The organism is Citrobacter sp. RHBSTW-00986, from assembly GCF_013783065.1.
Classification (GTDB): domain Bacteria; phylum Pseudomonadota; class Gammaproteobacteria; order Enterobacterales; family Enterobacteriaceae; genus Citrobacter; species Citrobacter braakii.
Window position 1 is genome coordinate 1,134,999 of sequence record NZ_CP056200.1, and the last position, 18,648, is coordinate 1,153,646.

23 protein-coding genes are annotated in these 18,648 nt (G+C 52.3%); 5 read left to right on the plus strand and 18 right to left on the minus strand.

Going from position 1 to position 18,648, the window contains the following annotated elements; all coding sequences use genetic code 11:
- Position 1: 1 nt before the first annotated feature.
- The 13 genes from emrA to HV345_RS05625 all read right to left on the minus strand — a co-directional run bounded on the left by emrA (position 2) and on the right by HV345_RS05625 (position 12,549).
- Positions 2 to 1,174, minus strand: a complete 1,173-nt coding sequence (emrA, locus tag HV345_RS05565) for a multidrug efflux MFS transporter periplasmic adaptor subunit EmrA (RefSeq protein WP_049282740.1) — start codon at positions 1,172 to 1,174, stop codon at positions 2 to 4.
- Between the two features lie 130 nt (positions 1,175 to 1,304).
- Positions 1,305 to 1,835: a multidrug efflux transporter EmrAB transcriptional repressor EmrR gene (gene emrR / locus HV345_RS05570; protein ID WP_003037300.1), complete on the minus strand. Its 531-nt coding sequence runs from the start codon at positions 1,833 to 1,835 to the stop codon at positions 1,305 to 1,307.
- A 90-nt stretch (positions 1,836 to 1,925) separates the two neighbouring features.
- Positions 1,926 to 2,261, minus strand: a complete 336-nt coding sequence (gene ygaH, locus HV345_RS05575; protein ID WP_016154157.1) for an L-valine transporter subunit YgaH — start codon at positions 2,259 to 2,261, stop codon at positions 1,926 to 1,928.
- Entirely contained in the window at positions 2,251 to 2,988 is a 738-nt protein-coding gene (locus tag HV345_RS05580) for an AzlC family ABC transporter permease (RefSeq protein ID WP_181636361.1), read from the minus strand. The genes ygaH and HV345_RS05580 overlap by 11 nt, the downstream gene beginning before the upstream one ends.
- 122 nt (positions 2,989 to 3,110) lie before the next feature.
- Complete coding sequence (locus HV345_RS05585) at positions 3,111 to 4,295, minus strand: MFS transporter (protein ID WP_047358817.1); 1,185 nt, start codon at positions 4,293 to 4,295, stop codon at positions 3,111 to 3,113.
- Between the two features lie 179 nt (positions 4,296 to 4,474).
- A complete protein-coding gene (gene proX, locus HV345_RS05590; protein WP_016154154.1) occupies positions 4,475 to 5,470 on the minus strand; it encodes a glycine betaine/L-proline ABC transporter substrate-binding protein ProX in 996 nt (331 codons plus the stop codon).
- Positions 5,471 to 5,538: 68 nt separating this feature from the next.
- A complete protein-coding gene (gene proW, locus HV345_RS05595; protein ID WP_016157302.1) occupies positions 5,539 to 6,603 on the minus strand; it encodes a glycine betaine/L-proline ABC transporter permease ProW in 1,065 nt (354 codons plus the stop codon).
- Complete coding sequence (proV, locus tag HV345_RS05600) at positions 6,596 to 7,798, minus strand: glycine betaine/L-proline ABC transporter ATP-binding protein ProV (RefSeq protein WP_181636362.1); 1,203 nt, start codon at positions 7,796 to 7,798, stop codon at positions 6,596 to 6,598. The genes proW and proV overlap by 8 nt, the downstream gene beginning before the upstream one ends.
- 354 nt (positions 7,799 to 8,152) lie before the next feature.
- The gene (gene nrdF, locus HV345_RS05605) at positions 8,153 to 9,112 is read right to left on the minus strand and encodes a class 1b ribonucleoside-diphosphate reductase subunit beta (protein ID WP_019077528.1); all 960 of its coding nucleotides are present in this window, start codon (positions 9,110 to 9,112) and stop codon (positions 8,153 to 8,155) included.
- Between the two features lie 10 nt (positions 9,113 to 9,122).
- Positions 9,123 to 11,267, minus strand: coding sequence for a class 1b ribonucleoside-diphosphate reductase subunit alpha (gene nrdE / locus HV345_RS05610; RefSeq protein ID WP_181636363.1), 2,145 nt, complete (start codon positions 11,265 to 11,267; stop codon positions 9,123 to 9,125).
- Positions 11,240 to 11,650, minus strand: a complete 411-nt coding sequence (nrdI, locus tag HV345_RS05615; RefSeq protein ID WP_181627030.1) for a class Ib ribonucleoside-diphosphate reductase assembly flavoprotein NrdI — start codon at positions 11,648 to 11,650, stop codon at positions 11,240 to 11,242. Before nrdI ends, nrdE begins: the two co-directional genes overlap by 28 nt.
- Complete coding sequence (nrdH, locus tag HV345_RS05620) at positions 11,647 to 11,892, minus strand: glutaredoxin-like protein NrdH (RefSeq protein ID WP_016157297.1); 246 nt, start codon at positions 11,890 to 11,892, stop codon at positions 11,647 to 11,649. Before nrdH ends, nrdI begins: the two co-directional genes overlap by 4 nt.
- A 225-nt stretch (positions 11,893 to 12,117) precedes the next feature.
- Positions 12,118 to 12,549, minus strand: a complete 432-nt coding sequence (locus HV345_RS05625; RefSeq protein ID WP_016154147.1) for a carboxymuconolactone decarboxylase family protein — start codon at positions 12,547 to 12,549, stop codon at positions 12,118 to 12,120.
- A 90-nt stretch (positions 12,550 to 12,639) separates the two neighbouring features.
- Between HV345_RS05625 and HV345_RS05630 the strand changes: the two genes are divergently transcribed.
- Positions 12,640 to 13,974 (plus strand): PLP-dependent aminotransferase family protein, encoded by a 1,335-nt coding sequence (locus HV345_RS05630; protein ID WP_019077524.1) that lies wholly within the window; start codon positions 12,640 to 12,642, stop codon positions 13,972 to 13,974.
- 124 nt (positions 13,975 to 14,098) lie between these two features.
- Entirely contained in the window at positions 14,099 to 14,449 is a 351-nt protein-coding gene (locus HV345_RS05635; RefSeq protein ID WP_016154145.1) for a DUF2002 family protein, read from the plus strand.
- 36 nt (positions 14,450 to 14,485) lie between these two features.
- Here the strand turns inward: HV345_RS05635 and alaE are convergent, their stop codons facing one another.
- On the minus strand, positions 14,486 to 14,935 hold the full coding sequence (gene alaE, locus HV345_RS05640; protein WP_016154144.1) for an L-alanine exporter AlaE: 450 nt from the start codon (positions 14,933 to 14,935) through the stop codon (positions 14,486 to 14,488).
- 557 nt (positions 14,936 to 15,492) lie between these two features.
- Here alaE and stpA point away from each other — a divergent pair.
- On the plus strand, positions 15,493 to 15,894 hold the full coding sequence (gene stpA, locus HV345_RS05645; RefSeq protein WP_019077523.1) for a DNA-binding protein StpA: 402 nt from the start codon (positions 15,493 to 15,495) through the stop codon (positions 15,892 to 15,894).
- 36 nt (positions 15,895 to 15,930) lie between these two features.
- On the opposite strand, the gene HV345_RS05650 is transcribed toward stpA, so the two are convergent.
- The 3 genes from HV345_RS05650 to HV345_RS05660 all read right to left on the minus strand — a co-directional run bounded on the left by HV345_RS05650 (position 15,931) and on the right by HV345_RS05660 (position 17,027).
- Positions 15,931 to 16,110, minus strand: a complete 180-nt coding sequence (locus tag HV345_RS05650; protein WP_016154141.1) for a hypothetical protein — start codon at positions 16,108 to 16,110, stop codon at positions 15,931 to 15,933.
- 80 nt (positions 16,111 to 16,190) lie between these two features.
- Positions 16,191 to 16,718 (minus strand): rhodanese family protein, encoded by a 528-nt coding sequence (locus HV345_RS05655; protein WP_181636364.1) that lies wholly within the window; start codon positions 16,716 to 16,718, stop codon positions 16,191 to 16,193.
- A gap of 9 nt (positions 16,719 to 16,727) precedes the next feature.
- Entirely contained in the window at positions 16,728 to 17,027 is a 300-nt protein-coding gene (locus HV345_RS05660; RefSeq protein WP_016154139.1) for a helix-turn-helix transcriptional regulator, read from the minus strand.
- A 184-nt stretch (positions 17,028 to 17,211) separates the two neighbouring features.
- Here HV345_RS05660 and HV345_RS05665 point away from each other — a divergent pair, with 184 nt between their 5' ends.
- Positions 17,212 to 17,370 (plus strand): YqaE/Pmp3 family membrane protein, encoded by a 159-nt coding sequence (locus HV345_RS05665; protein ID WP_003037242.1) that lies wholly within the window; start codon positions 17,212 to 17,214, stop codon positions 17,368 to 17,370.
- Between the two features lie 96 nt (positions 17,371 to 17,466).
- The gene (lysM, locus tag HV345_RS05670) at positions 17,467 to 17,916 is read left to right on the plus strand and encodes a peptidoglycan-binding protein LysM (protein ID WP_016154138.1); all 450 of its coding nucleotides are present in this window, start codon (positions 17,467 to 17,469) and stop codon (positions 17,914 to 17,916) included.
- A gap of 12 nt (positions 17,917 to 17,928) precedes the next feature.
- Here lysM and csiR read toward each other — a convergent pair whose 3' ends face one another.
- Entirely contained in the window at positions 17,929 to 18,615 is a 687-nt protein-coding gene (csiR, locus tag HV345_RS05675; protein ID WP_016157292.1) for a DNA-binding transcriptional regulator CsiR, read from the minus strand.
- Positions 18,616 to 18,648 lie beyond the last annotated feature (33 nt).

Below are 18,648 nucleotides of genomic sequence, written 5' to 3' on the forward strand. Positions count from 1 at the left end.
ATTAGCCCGCGTTGGCCTGCACGATCTCTTCGATCATCTTATTGACCGGAGCAAGGTTGATTTCCCGTGCATTACTTTCTGATACCGGCGTGGTGCGAACCTGGCTTGCCAGAATTTGTCCGTCACGATTTGAGGTATCTACCGTAACCAGCGTAGATAAACCGATACGCAGCGGATGCTGCGCCAGCTGCTGTGCATCCAGTTCAATACGCACCGGCAGACGCTGGACGACTTTGATCCAGTTACCCGTTGCGTTTTGTGCTGGCAGCAGGGAAAAGGCGCTGCCCGTACCCATATCCAGCCCGACAACCTTACCGGTATATTTCACGTCATCGCCGTAAATATCGCTGATAACGGTCGCAGGTTGACCGATACGCATGTGCGCGAGCTGTGTTTCTTTGAAGTTGGCATCCACCCACAGGTTAGTGGCTGGAACGACCGCCATCAGCGGCGTGGTCGGGCTAATTTGCGCCCCCGGCTGCACGGAACGACGGGAAACATAGCCAGTCATTGGGCTGACGATTCTGGTTCGTTCCAGCGCCAGCCAGGCATTGCGCACTTCAGTGGCCGCCTGTTGCACGGCGGGCTGGTCTTCCAGCTTACTGCCGAGAATCATCGCCTGGTTGGCATTATATTGTTGGATAGCAACATCAAGCTGAGCCTGAGCGCTGGCGACGGCATCACGCGCATGTTGCAGCTCTTCGCGGCCAATCAGGTTGGCGTTGCCCAGCGGGACACGGCGATTAAAGTCGCTTTGTGCCTGCGCCAGCGCGGTTCTCTGCACTTCAATGCTTGCCTGTAACTGCTTGCTATTGATCATCAACTGGTGCGTCTGACGCACGCTGGAAGCCAGCGCAGTTTTGGCTTTTTCAAATGCCTGCTTAGCGTCCGTCTGGTCGAGGGTGACCAGCACATCGCCTTGTTTTACAAAGTCAGTGTTATCAGCCCAGACTTTCGTCACGCTGCCTGATACCTGCGCCATGATTTGAACCTGGTTCCCTGCCACGTACGCATCGTCTGTCTCTTCGACATGACGCAGTACTAAAAACCAATAAATCCCATATGCCACGGCAATGATAATAAAGAGCAAGGTCAGAAGGAGCAGCATACTTTTACGTTTGCCATTCTTCTTGACCGGTTGCTGCGGGGTTTGAGTCTCCGCATTTGCGCTCATGTTGTTCTCCACGATCTTCTTTTTTTTCACATCGGCTGAGCCGACCTGTTTATCAGACAGGCCAGCAGTATGCGTGCTGGCCTGTCGGTTTTTTCATTTATAAATCTGGATTTCTGAGCGAGTCGGCGCGTTAGCGCAACGCTTCTAATACCGCGCCATCCTGCTCCATCTGGTCAAGACGGGTCAGAAGTTTACGGGTAATTTGCTCAAGCTGATCTTTTTCGGTGGTGCTGAGAGATGACCAAAGCTGATGCAGGCAGTTATGCTGAGGCGGTAACACCTCTTGCAAAAATGCGTGGCCTTTCTCGGTCAATTGCAGATGCAGACAGCGGCGATCGTTATCGCTTTCGCGACGTTCGATCCAGCCACGTTTTTCTAACTCATCCGCAATGCGGGTTGCGTTAGTGCGTGACGAGCCAAGCGCGCAACTCAGTTCAGAAGGCTGAATACTGTGGTTTTCCTGAGACTCCAGCGTAATCAACGCCATAAACAATGTCTCGTTAATCCCTTGAGCTTTCAGCATCTTATTGCGGTTTTCCAGCAGCTTGCCCTGCATGTGCATGCATAGACGAGTCAGAAGCACTTCCTGATAAGGGAACTCTTCGTAGCGGCTGGCGCGAAATTTTAGCATTTGTTCAATGGGCGTAAACGAACTATCCATTTGGGTATAACCTCATTAATTTCAGCCGATATAGTAACGACAGTGACAAATAAAGTAAATGTATTATTTATTTAAAATGATTGTTTTTATCTATAAGACAATCAGCATTTTCCAGGCTAATCCATAGCCCAGAGCACTCAGTAAGGTTGGAATGATGATGCTGCGGGTCTTATAGAAGCTTGCGCCCAGTATGACAAACCCCACCAGCGTAGGCACGAACCGACGAGAATCGTGCATCACTTCTGGCGCGGTAGACACCACCAACAGGGCGCAAATTGATGCAATGCCAATGGTGTCGAGTAATATGCCCGTCGCGCCGCGCTTCGTCGGGCGAACATTCCCCACTCCAAGACGGAGCGGCAAATAACGAAAACAGTAGTTAACGCAGCCGACCAGCAGGCCAAGCAGCAAGACCTCATAGCTCATCGGGACCTCCCTGCCAAAATGACTGTATAAGAGCCGTCAGGCATCCGCAGACAATGCCTGCAAGGATGGCGGCAGGAATGGAAAACAGCATAACGCCAGCCAGCGCGCCGGCCAGTGCTGTAGTCACACAAAGTGCTTGTTGACGCTGGAAAGAGGCGAGCAGGAAGCTCATGAACAGCGCCGGGAGCATGAAGCCCAACGCCGCTTCAACTGCCGGGTAATCCTTGAGTAAACCACTACCGGAAAACGCGCCGATCACCGTGCCAAACACCCAGGAGGCCCAGGAGCATAGCGCAATGCCGATCATCCAGTTTTCACTCCAGCGCCGGTTATCCCGTACCAGCTTCGCCGTGGCGGCGGCAAAGACTTCATCGGTGAGGCCAAAGGCCCACAGCGCGCTTTTGGGGTTGCTCAGTCGCTGGGCGATTCGGCTACGCAGGGAAGGTCCGTACAAAACATGGCGTACATCCATGGCCATGACGGTCAGTGCGGCGACCCACAAAGAACTGCCTGCGGCGAGCATTGTGGTGATGACAAACTGGCTGGCTCCCGCATAGATAATGCAGGAGAAAAACACGCTTTCAACCGGAGTAAAGCCAAGGCGAGTGGCATTGAGACCAAATGCAAAAGCGACCGGAATATAGCTGATGACTATTGGCAGGCTGTCTTTGAATCCTTCAGTTAGCGTCGCAGAACTGGGTTCAGACTGGGATATCGGGCTTTCCATAGGGTTATAGGTTTCATTACCGAAATTAATATAACTTGGTTCAATGAGTTATAACCTTAGCAGACTGATGGGCTCCTTAACACCCTGCGGAGCCCAATCAGCGGTAAACATACGCTATATGCTTAATTTACGGCTTCCTGACGGTGATATCCTCGCCACCAGACCAACAGGTTGAGTAGGGCAACGGTCGTACCGGCCAGACAAACGCCAGCCCAACCGGCATGCTGCCAGGCGGAGGCCGAAATCAGCGAACCTGCCGCCCCGCCAATAAAATAGCTGGTCATGTATCCGGCGGTCAGGCGATTACGTGCGTCCGGATGAATGCGATAGATAACCGTCTGGTTGGTGATATGCACACCCTGAACGGTGAGGTCCAGGACCAAGATACCGATAATCAGCATTGGTACGGAACTATGCCCTAACCAGATAGCCCACCAGGAGAGCAGCAGTAATAACAGACCTGTGGTCGTGGTGAGATGTGATTTTCCCTTATCGGCAAAACCACCTGCCGGACGCGCGCCTAACGCCCCTGCGGCCCCTGCCAGGCCAAACAGCCCGATCGTTCCTTCAGAGTAGTTAAACGGCGGCGCGGCGAGCAAAAACGCCATAGAGGTCCAGAGAATACTGAAATTGGCAAAGGTCAGGCAGCCCAGCATCGCGCGGGTACGCAGCAATTTATCATGGATAAACAGGCTGAATACGGAGCCTAACAGTTGCGGATAGTTGAGATGAGTATCTGATTTCATCTTCGGCAGACCGCGCCACAGCGCAATCGCCATCAGCGCCATTAATATCGATGCGACCCAAAAAACGGTGCGCCAGCCGCCAAGATTGGCCAGTAATCCCGCCACGGTGCGCGCCAGCAGGATACCCAGCAGCAGGCCGCTCATAATGGTGCCGACAACTTTACCGCGCTTATCCGGCGTGGCAAGCGTCGCCGCCAGCGGAACCAGAATCTGTGCCACTACCGAGAACAACCCGGTCAGGGCGGTGCCGAGGATCAGCATGCCCAGCGACTGGCTGCTGGCGGTAATAAGCATGCCGCCTGCCGCTAACAGCGTCATGGAGACGATCAGCATCCGACGTTCAAACATATCGCCAAGCGGTACTAAAAACAGCAGGCCGGCGGCATAGCCGAGCTGGGCCGCGGTGACGATAAAGCCAGCGGTGCTGGCCGATAGCGAAAAGTTACGTGCGATGGTGTCGAGCAGCGGCTGCGCGTAATAGTTACTGGCGACGGCGAGGCCGGTGGCGATAGACATTAACAGGATCAGCGAAGGGCTAAGTCCCTGAGTGGTTTTCGTCATGGTTTTCAACTGAAAAATGGGTTGCAGAAAACAATCATAACGTAAGTGATTAAATGTTGCTGATTTGTTGGGTGATGGATTGTGCGGTTGGGAGGAGGGCGTTTAGGCCGGATAAGGCGCATCGCGCCACCATCCGGCATTGGTGTGATGGCGCTACGCTTATCAGGCCTACGAGGGGGTTATTTCTGCGCAGCCAGCGCTTCTTTCACCCAGCCATCAAACTGTTGCTGGTGGGCTTTGATCCAGCCGTCAACGTGACCCTGCACGTCGGCTTCAGATGCTTTCCCGTCGTGCATCATCGCGTTCTGCGCGTTGATATCCGCCAGCGGCAGCTTCATGACGGCAAACAGTTTCGCCGCAGCCGGGTTTTTCTCCGCCCAGGCTTTGTTGGCGACGATATGCATAGTGTTCACCGGGAAGCCGTAGTTGGCGCCGTTTGGCAGCTTGGTATCAATGTCTTTCTGCTCGCCTGGCAGGGAAGAGAACGGTACCTGCAGCCAGACCACATCTTTACCCGGTTTCATTACGTCGCTCACCCAGTACGGTGTCCAGGTGTAGTAAAGAATGGGTTTGCCTTCTTTAAAGCGGGTAATGGTGTCAGCCATCATCGCCGCATAGTTACCGTGGCTGACCTCGACGGTTTTTTCCAGATCGAAGGCTTTGTTCTGGTGGTTGATCACCGCTTCGCAGCCCCAGCCCGGCGAGCAGCCCATCATGTCTGCTTTTCCGTCGCCGTTGGTGTCAAAGATTTTGGCGATCTTCGGATCTTTTAACTGAGCAATGTTGGTGATTTTATACTGCTCAGCGGTTTTTTTATCGATCAGATAACCTTGCGCGGCACCCGTAACGAATACCCCCTCGCGATAGAACTTTTTGTCTCCTCCCGCTGCGGCATACATATCATCATGCAGCGGCTGCCAGTTCACAGCGGTAAAAGTTGCATCGCCAGAGGCAATGGAGGTATAGCCGACGTTGTAGTCAACTTCGCTTGTTTTGTTAACGGTATAACCCAGTTTCTCCAGCGCACGGGCGACCAGTTGCGTCTGGAAGGATTCTTCAGAGATAGTGCTCTGGATTGGCTGTACAGTGATGCCTTTGCCTGGCAGATCGGCAGCGAAAGTGCTGGTGGAGACAAGGGTGGCAAACGCTGTGGCAATAATGACGTTCTGTCGCATCGTTGTTCCTTAATTATTGGAGGGACGTATAGGCCCGGTAAGCAATACGCCACCGGGCAACGGGTGAATTACTTCGTGAATGGGCGAGTGATAAGCCCAACGGGACCGGTGGTGTACCAGCGACGGTTGCCACGGCTACGGGCGTCGCGACCGACAGCCTGCGTCAGGCGGTCGAGAATGATGGCGAGGATCACGATCCCAACTCCGCCGACGGTGGCAAGCCCCATATCCAGACGACCGATTCCGCGCAGAACCATCTGACCCAGTCCGCCGACGGCGATCATCGACGCGATGACGACCATTGAGAGCGCCAGCATCAGCGTCTGGTTGACCCCGGCCATAATGGTAGGCATCGCCAGCGGGAGCTGGACTTTAAACAGCATCTGACGCGGGCTGGCGCCAAATGAGCGCGAGGCTTCAATCAAGTCGGCTGGCACCTGGTTAATCCCCAGAATGGTCAGACGCACGATTGGCGGCAGGGCGAAGATAATCGTCACCACCACGCCCGGGACGTTGCCGATACCAAACAGCATGACGATCGGCACCAGATAGACGAACGCCGGTGTGGTTTGCATGGCGTCCAGCAGCGGACGAACAATTTTTGCCGCCCGTGGACTGCGCGCCAACCAGATCCCCATCGGTAGACCGATCACCACGCAGAACAGCAGCGCGGTTAGTACCAGCGCCAGGGTGATCATGGCCTGCGACCACGCGCCGATGGCTCCGATTGCAATCAATGAAATCAGCGTAGCAACGCCCATTCCAACGCCGGAAATCTGCCAGGCAATCAGAGCGAACAGGATAATCGCCACCGGGGCAGGCATACCCAACAGAAGCTGCTGGAAGCCGTTCAGAATATAATCCACCGGGACTCGAATGCCCTGGAAGACCGGACGGAAATGGGTAACGACCCAGTCGATCCCTTCTGTGACCCAGCTATCCAGCGGGATTAGCGTTTTATGGAACGGATCCATAATATTGAAATGCTCTGGCGCCGGCGCGGGTGCGCTGGTCAGCCAGTCTGCGCCACCGCCGTCAGCTGGCGCGCCTGATGGCGTACTCCAGGCATCGGCGGTTTGTGCGGCACTGTCGGCCGCTGGTGTGGTATCCCACGGATTGGTTTGATCAGCCATTGTTTGCCCCCTCACGATCTAAAGCCTGTAACAGCATGCGTTTTGAAATGATGCCCACATACTGTTGTTCCTCATCAACAACCGGCACCGCGCACGGGGCCTGGCCGACATGAGAAAGCAACTCGCTGAGAGGAGTTTGCGCATCCACGGCTAACGGCTCATCGATCAATGCCGCTTCAATACCTTGCGCCTGACTTAATGCTGTTTTTAAAGAGTCGATAGAGACAACGCCGACGAACTTATTGCCGCGCTCGATCACGTAACCATATTCTCGATCTTTGTCCTGCAATAATTGCAGCGCTGAACGTGGACCGACCCCGGGCGTTTTACGAATTAAACCTTCAGGGCTACGACGTGAAATATCTTTGGCACTAAAGACCTGGCTAATATCAACGCCGCGGAAGAAGGTGTGTACATAATCATTGGCCGGATTATTCAGGATTTCATCTGGCGTGCCGACCTGGACCACTTCACCGTTTTGCATAATGGCAATTCTGTCGCCAATACGCATAGCTTCGTCGAGATCGTGGGAAATAAAGACCACGGTACGTTGATGTTTCGCCTGTAGTTTTACCAGTTCATCCTGCATCTCGGTACGAATTAACGGATCGAGGGCAGAAAAGGCCTCATCCATTAATAAGATGTCAGGGTTAATGGCTAATGCACGGGCGAGGCCCACACGCTGGCGCATCCCTCCGGAAAGTTCATCCGGGTATCCGTGAGCATAATTCTCCAGACCAACCTGACGCAGCGCATCTAACGCTTTTTCACGACGTTCATCCGCGCCAACACCGGCTAATTCCATGCCGAATGCCGTATTGTCCAGGACCGTCATGTGCGGCATCAGGGCAAAGGACTGGAAAACCATCGCAATCTTTTTTCTGCGCACCTCGCGAAGCTCAGCATCGGATATCCGGGCGATGTCTACGCCGTCAATCAATACTTGCCCGCGGGTGGGTTCAATCAGGCGATTGAGAAGGCGTACCATTGTGGATTTACCCGAACCGGATAATCCCATGATGACAAATATCTCGCCTTCTTCAATGGCCAGACTGGCGTTCTTAACGCCAAGCGATAGCCCTGTTTTATCCAGAATCTGCTCTTTTGAAAGTCCTTTTTCAATATATTTGAAGGCTCTCTGCGGATGCTCTCCAAATATCTTATAGAGATTTTTAACTTCTAATTTAATTGCCATGCAATAGAATGATTCCTGTTATTTGTTTATATCGATATATTACCTGATGGAAATAGTGACCTTTTTCTACCCTAACATACTGAGAATCTGAGACAACCCTGAATTTGTTTGTGGCACGAATATTGCCGAAGGCCATGTGGCGGGACTTCCCGTGATATAAGGGCTGAGCGCGAATGTGAATGGGGTAATATTTTTTGTAAATGGCAATGAAAAGTCGCCTGAATTGCTGAAATGCAGGCGAATAATGCGACTGATATTGAGTGTAGATCACACAATTATATTTGCACGACAAAAGTGTGATCCTGTTAGAATATTTCCGCGAAAAATGTACGGTATTTTCCGCGGAAATGAGCGCTAGAAATTCCAGTCGTCGTCTTCGGTTTCGACAGCTTTTCCCATCACGTATGATGAGCCGGAACCCGAGAAGAAATCGTGGTTTTCGTCAGCGTTGGGCGACAGCGCGGCAAGGATTGCCGGGTTAACCTCCGCCATTTCTGGCGGGAATAATGCCTCATATCCCAAATTCATTAATGCCTTATTGGCGTTATAGCAAAGGAAGGCTTTGACGTCATCCACCCAGCCGGTTTCTGCATACAATTCTTCCGTATAACGCGCTTCGTTATCATACAATTCCATCAGCAGATCGAGGGCAAAATTCTTTAACTCCTCGCGTGCGGATTCAGAAATGTGCTCCAGACCTTTTTGATATTTATAACCAATGTAATACCCGTGAACGGCTTCATCACGAATGATCAGACGAATGAGATCGGCGGTATTGGTCAGTTTTCCGCGGCTGGAGAAATACATTGGCAACCAGAAGCCGGAATAGAACAGGAAGGATTCCAGAAACACGCTGGCAATTTTTTTCTTCAACGGTTCGTCGCTGGCGTAATGTGTCAAAACGATCTGCGCCTTGCGCTGGAGTGGGGTATTTTCTTCACTCCACGCGTAAGCCGCATCCACGTCTTTGGTCTGGCAAAGAGTGGAGAAAATTGAGCTGTACGAACGGGCGTGCACCGCTTCCATAAAGCTGATATTCGATAGCACCGCCTCTTCATGCGGCGTTAACGAATCGGCCATCAATGCTGGCGCACCGGCTATGTTCTGAATAGTGTCGAGCAGCGTCAGCCCGGTAAAAACGCGGATAGTCAGCTGCTGTTCGGCGGCGTTCAACGTTTGCCAGGCCGGGATATCGTTGGAGAGCGGGACCTTTTCCGGTAACCAGAAGTTACTGGTCAGGCGATTCCAAACCTCGAGATCTTTATCATCCTCAATCTTGTTCCAGTTGATGGCACTCACGCGGGATAATGTCATGTTGTCCTCCTTACAGCGCGCATGACACGCAACCTTCGATTTCGGTTCCTTCCAGCGCCAACTGGCGTAGTCGGATGTAATACAGCGATTTGATGCCCTTACGCCAGGCGTAAATCTGCGCTTTGTTGATATCGCGAGTGGTGGCGGTATCGGGGAAAAAGAGCGTCAGTGAAAGCCCCTGATCGACATGCCGCGTTGCTTCAGCGTAGGTATCAATGATTTTTTGTGGACCAATCTCGTAGGCATCCTGATACAAGGCCAGATTCTCATTGGTCATAAACGGGGCAGGGTAGTAAACGCGCCCGGTTTTGCCCTCTTTGCGAATCTCCACTTTTGACACGATCGGGTGAATGCTTGATGTCGCATGGTTGATGTAGGAGATAGAACCCGTTGGCGGAACCGCTTGTAAATTCTGGTTATAAATGCCGTAGCGCATGACATCTTCACGCAGCTGCGACCACATTTCGCGCGTTGGCAGCGTAATGCCGCTGGCGGCAAACAGTGTGCGAACCTTGGCGGTTTTTGGCTGCCAGTCGCCCTGCAGATACTGGTTAAAATACTCACCGCTGGCGTAGCGGGACTGTCTGAATCCGGCAAAGGTTTTGCCGCGTTCCCGGGCGAGCTTCATCGACGTATTCAGCGCATGCCAGGTGATGGTGTAGAAATAGAGATTGGTGAAATCCAGCCCTTCAGGTGAGCCGTAGGCGATACCTTCCCGTGCCAGATACCCGTGCAGGTTCATCTGCCCAAGACCGATAGCGTGCGATGCGCTGTTCCCGGCCTCAATTGAGGGTACGCTGCGGATATGGCTCATGTCCGAAACGGCCGTTAAACCGCGAACCGCCGTTTCCACGGTGCGCCCAAAGTCTGGCGAATCCATGGTATGAGCAATATTCAACGAGCCGAGGTTGCAGGAGATATCGTGCCCTGTTTGCGCGTAATTGAGGTTTTCATCGTAGGTGGAAGCGCTGTTAACCTGCAAAATCTCTGAGCACAGGTTGCTCATATTGATACGACCGGCAATTGGATTAGCGCGATTCACCGTGTCTTCAAACATGATGTAAGGGTAGCCGGACTCGAACTGGATCTCGGCCAGCCGCTGGAAGAAATCGCGGGCGTTAATGTATTTTTTGCGCACTCGTTTGTTGGCAACCAGTTCGTCATACCGTTCAGTTACGGCGATATCACCGAATGGTTTGCCGTAAATGCGTTCCACGTCATACGGTGAAAACAGCGCCATTTGGGCATTTTCTTTGGCTAACTGGAAGGTGACATCCGGGATTACCACACCAAGCGAGAGCGTTTTGATACGGATTTTCTCGTCGGCGTTTTCACGTTTGGTATCGAGAAAACGCAAAATATCCGGATGATGCGCGTGCAGATACACCGCGCCTGCACCCTGACGCGCCCCTAATTGATTCGCATAAGAAAACGCATCCTCCAGCATTTTCATTACCGGGATCACCCCAGAGGACTGGTTCTCAATGCGCTTAATGGGGGCACCTGCCTCACGCAGGTTAGAGAGCAAAAATGCCACGCCGCCGCCGCGTTTGGAGAGTTGCAGCGCCGAGTTGACCGCCCGTCCAATTGACTCCATGTTGTCTTCAATGCGTAACAGGAAGCAGGAAACCAGCTCGCCGCGTTGCTGTTTACCGCAGTTTAAAAAGGTTGGCGTGGCGGGTTGAAAACGCCCGGAGAGCATTTCATCGGTCAGTTGCAGAGCGAGCGCTTCATCGCCCTGCGCCAGCGTGAGCGCCACCATCGTTACGCGATCCTCAAAGTCTTCGAGATAGCGCTTCCCGTCGAACGTTTTCAGCGTATAGCTGGTGTAGAACTTCCATGCGCCGAGGAACGTCTGGAAACGGAATCCGCTGGCGTGGGCGTGGGCGAATAGCTTCAGCACAAACGCGCGATCATAGCGGGCTAACACGCTGGCATCGTAATAGCCTTCATCCACCAACGTGTCCAGACGCGCCTGCTGGCTGGCAAACGCCACCGAGTTGGGGCGGACGTGGGCGGTAAAGAATGCTTCCACCGCCTGATGGTCTTTGTCGAACTGAATGCGCCCGGCCTTATCGTACAGATTCAGCATGGCGTTCAGGGCGTGATAATCCAGCGTCTGCTGTTCTACACGTTCTGCGGTTGTCGTTGCCAAAATTCGCTCACTCCTTTTTGCACGTTGTCGATATCGCTTTGGGTGCCCATCAGCTCAAAGCGATAGAGCCACGGCACGCCGCATTTTTGTGAGATGACATCACCCGCGCGACCGTAGGCGTCCCCGAAATTGCGATTGCCGGAGGCGATCACTCCACGGATTAACGCCCGGTTGTGCGTATCGTTTAAAAAGCGGATCACCTGTCTCGGGACCGCGCCAGCTGTACCGCCGCCACCGTAGGAGGGCACGATTAAAATGTAAGATTCGTCTACCCGGATCCGCTCGCGTTCGTTAAGCGGAATGCGGATGGCAGGCAGCCCCAGACGCTGCATGAAGCGGTGCGTATTTTCGGAGCTGCTGGAAAAGTAGACGAGCTGACTCATGCGCTGGCCACTTGAGGAGCCGGGCGCAGACGGTTGATCATGTCCGGGCGAAATCCTGACCAACTGGTTTCCCCTGCGACCACGACCGGTAACTGACGAAAGCCTTGATCGCGCAGGCGATCAGCCATATCGGGGTGTAAATCGACGTTTACCATCTCAAAGTCAAACCCGCGGCTTTCCATCGCCCGCTTAGTGGCGTGGCACTGAACACAGTTGTTACGAGTGTAAATAACAATGCGCATGATTCGTATTTCCATCTAAAAGTAAAAGAATGACGCGATAGAGGGCGTCAGGTTGTGTGTGTCTTGATAGAGGAGATACTAGATGTAGTTTTAAAAAGATTCAACCATACAAGATATGGTAATTTTAGATTGATGAGGGCCTGGGTGATGAGCGTGACGGAGGAAGTGATAGAAACTATGGCAGGTTGCCGGATGGCGCTTATGTCGCCATCCGGCAGCGCAGAATCACATGCGCATCCCTACCGCCAGACGGTTAAAGCAGTTCATCAGGCTAATAGCAAACGTCAAATCGCTAATCTCTTTCGCGCTAAAATGGTCGAGCAGCGGCAGATAAACGTCATCTTCGGCATGGGTGCTGGCTATATGGGTGACGGATTCGGCCCACGCCAGTGCCGCACGCTCCTGCTCGCTGAAGTGATGACTCACCCGCCAGCCTGCCAGCGCGTCCAGTTTGGCCTGCGCAACACCGGATTTGCGTAGCGCCTTACTGTGCATTTCCAGGCAAAAGGCGCAGCCGTTGATTTGCGAGACTCGCAGGTAAATCAGTTCCGTCAGCGTAGGTTCCAGCGCGCAGTTTTCCAGCGCTTTGCTGGCCTGAACCAAAGCGTTATAGATTTCAGGACTGAGTTCATAATAGGGCTGGCGTAACATTGTCATGGTATTTCTCCTCGTTTGGATGACCCGCAATGTAGCACTATAATGGACTGCTACAGAGAGCCATATTGTTGCCAAAAAAGCAGACCATAAATGCCACGTTATCAGCAAATCGCCCGTCAGTTAAAAAACGCCATTGAGAAAGGTGAACTAAAGCCAGGCACAAGATTGCCCTCCAGTCGGACCTGGGCCCAGGAGCTGGGGGTATCACGTTCGACGGTGGAAAATGCCTATGCAGATCTGGTGGCGCAGGGCTGGCTCGCGCGACGCGGTCAGGCAGGAACATTTGTCAGTGAGCAACTGCGACCGGAAAACGCACCTGTGTCTCCCGCTATCTTCGCCGGAGAAAACCCCAGGCCGCAGCCTTTTCAGATGGGATTACCCGCACTCGATCTCTTCCCGCGGGACGTCTGGGCGCGGGTGATGGGGCGGCGTTTACGCACCCAAACGCGTTTTGACCTGGCCGTGGGCGATGTTTGCGGCGAACGGGTGTTACGTCAGGCGATTGTCGATTACCTGCGCGTCTCACGCAGTATTGAGTGCCAGCCGGAGCAGATTTTTATTACTTCAGGCTACGCGGCATCAATGACGTTAATCCTGCGCGCTCTGTCTCAACCCGGTGAGGGGATGTGGGTCGAAGATCCTGGCTTTCCGTTGATTCACCCCGTGGTGGCTCAGGAGCGCATTGAGCTGATGCCGGTGTCGGTTGATGCCGATGGCCTGGATGTCTGCGCTGGGATCCGTGACTACCCGCAGGCGCGTTTTGTGCTGCTCACACCCGCACACCAAAGTCCGCTGGGCGTCGCCCTGTCATTAGACCGTCGCCACCAACTGCTTGAATGGGCGACTCGGGCGCAGGCGTGGATCATTGAAGATGATTACGACAGTGAATTTCGCTACCACGGTAAACCGTTGCCGCCGCTAAAAAGTCTGGATGCGCCCCAGCGGGTGATTTATGCCGGAACGTTCAGCAAATCGATGTTTCCGGCTTTGCGCACGGCATGGCTGGTGGTACCCCTGACTCAGGTCGAACATTTTCGTCAGCAGGCGGCGCTAACGGCCTGTAGCGTTCCGGTTTTATGGCAGCAAACGCTGGCGGATTTTATGCAAGATGGCCACTTCTGGCGGCACTTAAAACGTATGCGCCAGAATTATGCCCTGCGACGTCAATGGATGGAAAACGCGCTGAGCGAACAAGGATTTAACGTCATTCCTCAGGAAGGAGGGATTCAGCTGGTGATAACTGTCGACGGAGATGATGTTGCGCTAGTGCGCAAAGCGAATCAGGCCGGGCTGGCGGTTCAGGCGTTAAGCCGCTGGCGAATAACTTCAGCAGGAAAGGGGGGAATATTGTTGTCGTTTACCAACATCAGCTCGGTGGAAATGGCGCAGCAGGCGGCGTATCAACTGCGGATGTCGCTGACATAATTCTGCGCGGTTCTTAAGATATTCGTCCCACCATCGCCACTCGTTTATGGACTTTTCTGAAAGCGTTGCTAATGCTGAATCAGGTAAGGTAAGCCCGCAGTAAAAAAGATAACGAGGAAAATATATGTATTTACGACCTGATGAGGTGGCGCGCGTACTTGAAAAAGTGGGCTTTACCGTCGATGTAGTGACGCAAAAAACGTACGGCTATCGTCGTGGCGAAAATTATGTGTACGTTAACCGTGAAGCACGTATGGGACGTACCGCATTAGTTATCCATCCCACGCTAAAAGAGCGCAGCTCTTCGCTGGCGGAACCTGCGACGGATATTAAAACCTGCGATCACTACCAGCAATTCCCGCTATATTTAGCCGGAGAGACTCACGAACATTATGGTATTCCGCACGGCTTCAGTTCGCGAATTGCGCTTGAGCGTTATCTGAGTGGGTTGTTTGGCGACGTTAGTTCAAACTAATAATGCGACTGGCAGGGCCAGTCGCGAAGAGATCTGTCAGGCTTTAGCCTGGTGATAGCTGCTGACCTTAAACAGGCGGCGGCAATAATCAAGAAAGTAGCCATAGACCGCGCCCATCAGCATTGATACCACGATGTTCGAACTTACTGCAGCCGTAATCTGGTGCCAGTCGGCGCCAACCGTCAAAAGAATAATCACATACACTGGTGACTGGAAGGTGACATAAGCCAGCACGTCCGCCAGGTTTTTCCCCCATCCTGCTTGCGTGGCTTTACGCGCCGCGCGCATAAACAAATCGCGATACATGCCGTATGGCCACGCGATCAGGATGTTGACGGGGATAGCCACCAGTCTGGAGTACAGAGACTGTTCGAAGCTCATTCCTGAAAGGAATATTTCGATCAACATGTTCACGACAGAACAATAAACAACCATCGCGAACGTGTCTGCTACTGCATGACGCAAGCGTGACTGCGGAGAGAACATGTTAATGCTCCTTGTAAAAAGGGAAAAAAAGGTTTTGAATACCTTCTTGCTAGTGATTTGTCTTGCTGCTTTCGCGTTTGAATAGGATATCTGCCTGGATAATAACTGGCAACTAGCTTAAAATTTTTATTTATTACCTTTTTGTCGATAAAATGCTCTGCAATGGTTTGTTTTTTGTTCGTTTTGGTATTTTCGTTGCTGATTTAATTAAAGGCATTTTAGATCAATGGGTTATGGAAATTTGTTTTTCTGAATTTTTTGCGCTCCTTTTCTCAATGTTGACTAATGTGCAATATGTATACGCACCGGCTCCGCGCGATGTTGTGGCCTGTTTTTCGAGTGATACCCTGAGACTCCTTGCAAGTATATTTATAGCGACTAGCAGAGGAATAGAATATATCGCATAGGCGATATCAAAATGGATGCGATAAATACACGAATTAGCTTTTTTGATTAGTAATATGCGAATAAATTAGACTGGAAATATAATAAGCAGTTGCATACAATATTTAGGGTAATACCGTTTTTATGTTTTACGTTAAAGAGGTTTTGTTAATATGAGTTCAATGTTAAAAAACTTAAATAATATCCGCTCGCTGCGTGCAATGGCTCGTGAATTTTCCGTTGATGTGCTGGAAGATATGCTGGAAAAATTCAGGGTAGTGACCAAAGAACGCCGCGATGAAGAAGAACAACTACAGCGCCAACGTGCAGAACAGCAGGAAAAAATTAATACTTTGCTGGCGCTGATGCAGGCAGACGGGATCAATCCGGAAGAGCTGCTGAGCATGACGCCTGCGACGGCACGTTCAGTTAAAAAACGTCAGCCGCGCCCGGCGAAATATCGTTTTACCGATCTCAATGGTGAAACAAAAACATGGACCGGACAGGGTCGCACACCGAAGCCAATTGCCCAGGCACTGGCTGCCGGTAAATCTCTTGATGACTTTTTGATCTGATTATTAATGCGGTGAGGGCGACCTCACCGCTTATTTTCAGCAAACGCCAAAATCACCCTCTTCGGTATATCGCGTCACGTCAGCTGCTTTCAGCGTGAATTTTTCGCCGCTTTCATTACTGGCGTGTACCGCCACAATGTGATCGCCATTGACTTCGACAACTTTCAGTTTGGGTCCACCCATGCGTGGTTGAACCAGATCGCCAGGTTTAAACATATTGCTCTCCTTTATTTATCGCAGAACTCACCATAGATCACGTCAATCAGCGGGTACAGTGCAGTTTCAATGATTACCGCTTAATGAGTACGTCGGTTCCAGGGCATGATATCCAGCAATCGCGCCATGCCGCAAAAGCCGGTCACGCCAGCGAGTATTAGCCCGGCGCCCACAAAACCGCTCAGCAGGAAGAAGGCGCTGCTAACGGTGTAGCCCAGAATGACGCCGAGTAAGGCAAGGCTGCCTGCGGCTATCTGCACCTGGCGCATCAGCGGTAACGGTTGTGAACGATCTTTTGCCACCGGAAAACCTGCGGCTTTCCAGCCGTCAATGCCACCTTCCAACAACCAGACCTGCGCAGGCGCGGCAATAGCGTTCAGTTTTGTCGCCGCGTTTTGTGTACGTTTGCCTGACTGGCAGTGAAAAATCACCTGCCCGGCGCGTAAATTCGCAGGCAGCGATCCCTGCTCTAGCGTAGGTAATGGCGCCAGATGCGCCTGCGGAATATGCTCGTACAGATACTCGTCAGCATCGCGGATATCAATCAGTTTTGCGCCTTGTGCGACCAGCGTCTGCGCCTCGCGTGGGGAAATCGTCCCAATGGTCATGATGGCTCCTTATGGGCAATACAGTGTTTTTAATGTGGCGATCAGTGAATTCACGGCCGCATTTTTGATGGAGTACAGGATGCGCTGGGCATCGCGTTGGCTGTCTATCAGGCCCTCTTCACGCATACGCGCCAGATGCTGCGAAGTGGCGGAAGGACTCAGGCCGGTAACACGGGCTAATTCGCCCGCGCTGGTACCGGGTGAGCCGCAGAGCATGCACAAAATCAGCAACCTTTTCGGGTTACTCATCGCTTTTAGCAGGGCGGCAGCCTGCTCAGCGCTGGCCTGGAGTTGTTCAAGTTCAGTCATATGTATTTAAGCATGTTCTAAATTAAGCTTATTCTAAAATAAATGGTCAACGTACGCCAGCGTAAAGAGCGTAAAGGAGGGTAAAACAGCAGGGGAAGGCTGGCAGAGTTAGGTACACTGACTATGCTTAGAGATAAAATCTCTTTTTAAACAATGAGTAACTTTTTGCTTGTATGGAGTGTGTATGGGTTTCTGGAGAATCGTTTTTACTATTATTCTGCCCCCGCTTGGCGTGCTGCTGGGGAAGGGGTTCGGCTGGGCATTTATCCTCAATATTGTTCTGACGCTGCTGGGCTACATCCCGGGTCTGATCCACGCCTTCTGGATACAAACGCGTAACTAATTACCTTTCTACTACGGCGCTCTGGCGCCGTTTTCTTTGCGCTCCTTTCTCCTCTGCTACACTTCCTGGTGTTGATTGTTAACTACCGAGGTGGATATGGGACTCTTTAATTTTGTAAAAGATGCGGGTGAAAAACTGTGGGATGCGGTTACTGGCAACCATGACACTGCCGATCTGGCAAAAAAGGTACAGGAACACCTGAACAAAACGGGTATCCCGGATGCGGATAAAGTGAACGTCCAAATTAACGAAGGTAAAGCCACCGTTTCTGGCGATGGATTAAGTCAGGAAGCGAAAGAAAAAATCCTGATTGCGATTGGTAATATCTCTGGTATTGCCAGCGTCGACGATCAGGTAAAAACTTCTGCGCCGGCGAGTGAAAGCCAGTTTTATACCGTAAAATCAGGAGATACCCTGAGCGCTATTGCCAAACAGGTATACGGTAACGCCAACCTGTATAACCAGATATTTGAAGCGAATAAACCGATGCTGAAAAGCCCGGATAAAATTTATCCAGGGCAGGTTTTGCGTATTCCAGAACAATAAGAATGTTCAGGCTTATTGCGCCAGCAATTTGCCGGACATCGCTTGTTGAATAATCGGAATGGGCGTCAGCAGGTGCTGGCGCATTAATTCGCTGGCACGTGCAGCATCGCGTGCCAGAATTGCTTCGGTCAGCGTTTGGTGCTGATCGTGTTTATCTTCCAACATCTCCACCGACAGCACCGTCTTTCGCAGCCAGATAAACCGGTAGCGCGCCGCCAAATCGAATAGCCGTTCGCGCATTTGCAGCAGATACTGTGAACCGCAGCCAGCGACAATTGCCGAGTGAAAAGCCTGATGGCGCTGATCCCACTCGTCGAGCATCTGTTCACTGGCGTCAACGGCTTCAAGCTTGCCGAGCATATGCGCCCGCGCCAGGATTTCAGCTTCCCAGGCGTCGCCGCCGCGTTCAATGGCCAGCGCGACCAGCATGGCTTCCATATTTGCGCGGGCATCGAAAATATCGAGCAACTCCTGTTCGGACATTGGGGCGACACGATACCCTTTCTGATTGACCACCGTGACCAGCCGCTCGGCAACCAACTGCGAAAGCGCTTCGCGTAGCGGTCCCACGCCAAGCTCATAGCGTGAGGTCAGCAGGCTCATACGCAGTTTTTCATCAGGCTGATACACACCGCGGATGATGTCGTTTTTCAGCCAGCGGTATCCATCAATGGCCGTCGGTTGGGGAATGGCGGTCATGGTCTTACTCCTGAACGGTTTTCCCGGCCTGCG